Raw genomic sequence first — 5,096 nt, 5'->3', positions numbered from 1 at the left:
AGGGCGGGGCGGTGGACCGCCCAGTCGCCGGGCGCCTCCGCCTGCGCGCCGAGCAGCCAGGCCCGGGCGCTTCGCATGGCCGGATGCCCGTCCGCGACGCCCGCGGCCCGCAGCGCCAGCACGGTGCCGGCCGTGTCCCGGACGGGAGCGCGCGAGAACTGTACGCGGCTGTACTTGTCGCCGCGCGGGCGGACGAACGAGCCGAGCCCGGCCACGGCGCGCCGCACCGCCTCCCGGTCGCCCGGCCCGTCCAGGAGGCGCAGGGCGATCGCGGCGTGGACGGTCGCCGGGTGCGTGCCATTCCAGCAGCCGTCGTCGGCCTGCCGCTCCAGCAGCCAGGCGCGGGCACGCTTGAGCGCGCGGGCACGCGCCTCGCCGGGAACCAGCGCGGTGTAGGCGCGCGTCGCCGCGAACGTGTGCCAGGGACGGGCGCGCGGCGCGTCCCCGAAGATCTCGCTCAGGTCGGGCGCGTTCCGGCGGACCGGCCGCAGCGCCGTGATGACGGAGAGCGCGACGACCACGGGGCGCGCCCAGTCCGCGAAGTCGTCGAGGGCGACCGGGCCGCTCCCGAGGAGGACGGCCTCCGGCGGCAGCGCCTTCACGTCGCTCCACGGCCGGACACCGAGCAGCACCGCCCACAGCCGCGTGGACGGGCGGCACGCGCGCAGGCCGCCCCACGCGCGGATCCGCCGCGCGGCGATCCGCATGTGCGGTGCGGCCGGGTCCTCGCCCCCGGCGCGCAGCGCGAGATAGGCCATCACCGTGGCGGACGGGTCGTCCGGCCCGCCGGCGAACGACGGCCACGCGCCCTCGCCGCCCTGCTGCGCGCGGATCCACGCCCGGATGGCCGGGCCCTGCGGCGGCTGCGGGAGCCCGAGGACGGTGTGCGCCAGCAGATGGCTCGCGTCGACGCCGACCTCGTTGTCGAGCCCGCTCTCCCAGTGCCCGTCGGCGTCCTGCCGGGCCAGCAGCGCCGCCACCGCGCGGTCCAGCGCCTTCGCGACGCGTCCCGCATGCTGGAACTCGTCCTTCGACGGCGACACGGACAGGAGCGCGGACGCGGATCCGGTGTCGGATCGCGCGAGGTAGGCGGGCCTGCGCGCGGGCGCGTGGACGGGGGCGGAGGCGGGGCGGGGCGTGTTCGGCGGGGCGGTCATGGGCGGACACCGTTCCCGCTGACCAGCCGGGCGAGGGCCGTGAGGCGCGCGGCGGCGGACGTGGTGACCGCGACGGCGTCCAGTGCGGCCAGGGCCTGGTCGAGGTGCCGGTCAGCCTGCCGGAGCGCCGCGGCCAGGTGGGTGCCGAAGGCGCGCAGCGCGGCCACCTGCTCCGCCGTTCCGGCCGCGGCGACGGCGCCGAGCTCGCAGGAGCCCGCGAAGAGCGAGCCGGTCCGGAGCGCGGCCGTGTCCGGCGTCGGGACCGTGTCCGGCGTCGGGGCCGTGTCCCGTGGCCGCGACAGGACGCGGGCGTGCTCGCCCTCGACGAGCCGCCGCACCTCGGTCGTCACGATCCCGACTCCGGCGTCGGCGAGCCACGGGGTCTCGGCGAGGATCTGCAAGGCGAGGAAGAACAGCGCGTCCCCGGCGAGGACCGCGGTGGAGGCGCCGTAGACCGTCCACGCGGCCGGCCGCCCGCGGCGGGTCCGGCCAGCGTCGATGACGTCGTCGTGGATCAGCGACGCGTTGTGGACGAGCTCGACCGCCACGGCCGCCGGCACCGCCCGGGCCGGATCACCGCCCAGGGCCTCGCAGGCCAGCAGGACGAGGGCCGGACGCAACGCCGTGCCTCCGTAACCGCCGGCCGGCGCGCCGTCCCGGGGTGACGTGCCGAGGTGGTACTCGACGACATGGCCGATCCCGTCCGGGAGGCCGCGCAGGGCCGCCGTCAAGGCGGGGACGACCAGCGCCCGCGCCTCCCCCAGGACGTCGATGCCTTCGGCGTCATGGCCTTCGACGTCGATGCCTTCGACGGCGAGGCTCCCGTCCGCGCCGCCGCCGGTGAGTTTCGTAGCCGATGTCAGCACCGCTTCCCCTTCCGGCCGTTACGAGCCACTACGCATTGCTACATCTCAATGCAGACAGTAATCGATCGGATGTGCCCGGTGTCCAGGGAGGGGCGGCATCCGAACATTCTCATTACGTAGCGTTACAAATGACTACTCTGCGCACAGGCCGGGTAGGTGATCGGCGTGATCGACCATGCGGGGGCGGTGGCGGGCGCGGGAGCACGGCCCGCGCGCCTTCCGTCGCTCACCGGCCTCCGGGCCGTCCTCGCGCTGGCCGTGGTGCTCTGCCATGTCGCGACGGTGCTGCGGCCCGCCTACGGGAGCGCGGCCGCGCGGGCCGACGCGCAGTGGGCGATGGTACTCGGTCCCGCGGCCGTCAGCGCCTTCTTCGTCCTGTCCGGCTTCGTCCTGACCTGGTCCCACCGGCCGGGCGACCGGGCCCGGGCGTTCTGGCGCCGCCGCTTCTGGAAGATCTTCCCCGCGCACGCGCTGGCCTGGGCCGTCGCGGTGGCCTGCTGCGGCCTCGCGGCCGTCCCGGCCGCGGGCGGGGCCCCCGACCGCCACGCCACCGCCGTCGCGGCGGCCCACCTGCTGCTCGTGCAGAACTGGGCGCCCGGCACCGGTGTGATGGCGTTCAACGTCCCGGACTGGTCGATCTCCTGCGAGGCGTTCTTCTACGCGCTCTTCCCCGCGCTCGTCGCCGCCGTCCGGCGGACGCCCGCCGCCCGGCTCCCGCGCGCGTGGGCGGCGCTGGCCGCCGCCGTCCTCGCCCTGCCGCTGGCCTCGCTGCCGTTCGGCGGCCCGCACCTCGTCCCGGGGCTGGCGCTGAACGAGACGGCCCTGTGGTTCTGCTACCTCCTGCCGCCGGTCCGGCTGGCCGAGTTCGCGCTCGGCGCGGTCACCGCGCGGCTCGTCCTGGCGGGGGCCTGGCCGCGCGTGCCCCGCGCCCTCACGGCCGCCACACCGGTCATCGCGATGGCCGCGACGCTCGTCCTGCCCCCGCAGTACGGCCTGGCGGCGGCCTGGGCGCCGCCCGCCGCGCTGATCATCGCGGACCTGGCCGGCGGTGACGCCCGGGGCCGCCACGGCCTGCTCGCCCGGCCCGCGCCCGTCGCGCTGGGCGACGCCTCGTACTCGCTCTACATCACCCACTTCCCGCTCCTCGGCCTCTGCCTCCACCTGATCGGCCCCGGCCGCGCCCTCCCGCCGTGGACGGCGGCGCCCATCGGCGCCGGGCTCGTCCTGCTCGCGCAGGCGGCGGCGCTGCTGGTGCACCGGTGCTACGAGGAGCCGATCATGCGCCGCTGGTCCCGGCCGCGGCGCCCCGCCCCCGCGTCCCGGACGACCCCGCCGGCCCGGCCCGCTCCGGCGCGGGCGGTACCGGAACCCGGGCCACGACTCGCCGCGGCACCGGCCGCGGCGGAGGAACCGTCCTGACGAACCAGACGAGGAGCTTCTGCCGATGAACGACACGTCACGAGTCCTGCCGTCCTTGGTCGCGGAGGACGCCGGGATGGCCCCGGCGGACCTGTGCCCTCAGGACACCCTGGAAGACCTCGGCCTCGACTCGCTCATGCTGGTCCGGTTACGGCTCCGCATCGAGCGGGAGACCGGCGTCTGGCTGGACGAGCTGGAGCTCAACACGTCCACGACCATGGAGGAGCTGGCACGGCTGGTCTCGGCGCGAAGCGCGGGACGGGCGTGACCGCGCGCGAGGAGCCGTCGGCGCCGCCGTCCGCTCCGGGCACCGGGGAACTGGCGGTCGACCCCGCCGCCGCCCTGACGCTGATGGCCCGGCTCGCGGGCTCGGGCCTGTTCGACGACTACGTCGTGTACGAGCGGCCCGGCTCGTTCACGTTCGCGGGCGGCGTGCTCGGCGAGGTGGTGCTCGAACCCGGCACGGTCAGCGCCCGCTGGCCGGGGTGCGCGCCGTCCGTCCGGCCGTGGTCGGGGCGCCCCGCGGACGCCCTGCGCGCGGCGTTCGGCGCCGCACCGCTCCCGGCGTGGACGGCGTACGGCTGGGTCGCCTTCGAGCTCGCCGCGGCGCGCCCGGCCGGGCGGCTCGGGCACCTGATCGTCCCGCGCGCCGAGGTCGTGATCGAGGACGGCCGGGCCCGCGTCACCGGCGTCGATCCCGTGGAGACCGCGCAGCTCGCCAAGCTCCTCGCGGACGCCGCCCTGCCGGAGATCGGGCTGCCGTCGCCGGTGGACGTCCGGGTGGGCGGCGAGCGGTACCGGTCGCGGGTCGCGCGGGCCGTGGCGGAGATCGGCGAGGGCCGCTACCAGAAGGTGATCGTGTCCCGGCGGCTGGACGTCCCGTTCACGGTCGACGTCATCTCCACCTACGTGCGCGGGCGGCGGGCCAACACCCCGGCGCGCTCGTTCCTGCTCGACCTCGGCGACCTGCGGGCGACGGGGTTCAGCCCGGAGGTCCTCGCGTGCGTGGACGGCGGCGGCCGCGTCATGACGCAGCCGCTGGCGGGGACCCGCGCGTTCGGCCACGGGGAGGACGCCGACGCGCGCAGGCGGCGGGAGCTGGAGACCGATCCGAAGGAGGTCTTCGAGCACGCCCTGTCGGTCCGCACCTCGCAGGACGAGCTGTACGGCGTCTGCGAGCCCGGCTCCGTGCAGGTCACCGGTTTCATGACCGTGAAGGAGCGCGGCAGCGTCCAGCACCTCGGCTCGACCGTGGAGGGCGTGCTGTCGCCCGGCCGCTCGTGCTGGGACGCGCTGGACGCGGTGTTCCCCGGCGTGACCGCGTCGGGCATCCCGAAGGCGGAGGCGGTCGAGGCGATCGGCCGGCTGGAGGAGCCCCGCGGGCTGTACGCGGGCGCGGTCGTCGTGGCGTCGCACGACGGCACCCTCGACTCCGCGCTCGTCCTGCGCGCGCTCTACGCCCAGGACGGCCGCGCCTGGCTGCGCGCGGGCGCGGGCATCGTCAGCGGTTCCACGCCGGACCGCGAGTACGAGGAGACGTGCGAGAAGCTGTCCTGCATCGCCCCGCACGTCGTCGCGCAGTCCTGACCGCTCCCGGCGACCGGCCGCGCCGCGGTCCCCGGCCGGTCGCCCGGCACACGCCGCCGCCCGGGTG

4 protein-coding genes and 1 pseudogene are annotated in these 5,096 nt (G+C 76.7%); 3 read left to right on the top strand and 2 right to left on the bottom strand.

Annotation, left to right across the window (positions count from 1 at the left end):
- Positions 1–1,157, bottom strand: a pseudogene (locus tag E1300_RS47565) (prenyltransferase/squalene oxidase repeat-containing protein); the annotation flags it as partial.
- Positions 1,154–2,023, bottom strand: coding sequence for a polyprenyl synthetase family protein (locus E1300_RS47560; RefSeq protein WP_131763841.1), 870 nt, complete (start codon positions 2,021–2,023; stop codon positions 1,154–1,156). The gene E1300_RS47560 and the pseudogene E1300_RS47565, both read right to left, overlap by 4 nt.
- A 165-nt stretch (positions 2,024–2,188) precedes the next feature.
- Here E1300_RS47560 and E1300_RS47555 point away from each other — a divergent pair, with 165 nt between their 5' ends.
- Genes E1300_RS47555 through E1300_RS47545 form a run of 3 tightly spaced genes read left to right on the top strand, consistent with a single transcriptional unit; the run spans position 2,189 to position 5,029 of the window.
- The gene (locus E1300_RS47555) at positions 2,189–3,442 is read left to right on the top strand and encodes an acyltransferase family protein (protein ID WP_165503326.1); all 1,254 of its coding nucleotides are present in this window, start codon (positions 2,189–2,191) and stop codon (positions 3,440–3,442) included.
- Between the two features lie 25 nt (positions 3,443–3,467).
- Entirely contained in the window at positions 3,468–3,710 is a 243-nt protein-coding gene (locus E1300_RS47550; protein WP_131763839.1) for an acyl carrier protein, read from the top strand.
- Positions 3,707–5,029 carry a salicylate synthase gene (locus E1300_RS47545; protein WP_242619868.1) on the top strand — a complete coding sequence of 441 codons (1,323 nt, stop codon included), beginning with the start codon at positions 3,707–3,709 and terminating at the stop codon, positions 5,027–5,029. Before E1300_RS47550 ends, E1300_RS47545 begins: the two co-directional genes overlap by 4 nt.
- Positions 5,030–5,096 lie beyond the last annotated feature (67 nt).

The organism is Actinomadura fibrosa, assembly GCF_900659615.1.
Lineage (GTDB): Bacteria > Actinomycetota > Actinomycetes > Streptosporangiales > Streptosporangiaceae > Spirillospora > Spirillospora fibrosa.
The sequence above is the reverse complement of the archived record's forward strand: the minus strand, read 5'-3'. Positions and strand labels throughout refer to the sequence as shown.

Coding starts and splice junctions, on each gene's coding strand:
- E1300_RS47550 (WP_131763839.1), top strand. CDS start 3,468: ATGAACGACACGTCACGAGTCCTGCCGTCCTTGGTCGCGGAGGACGCC.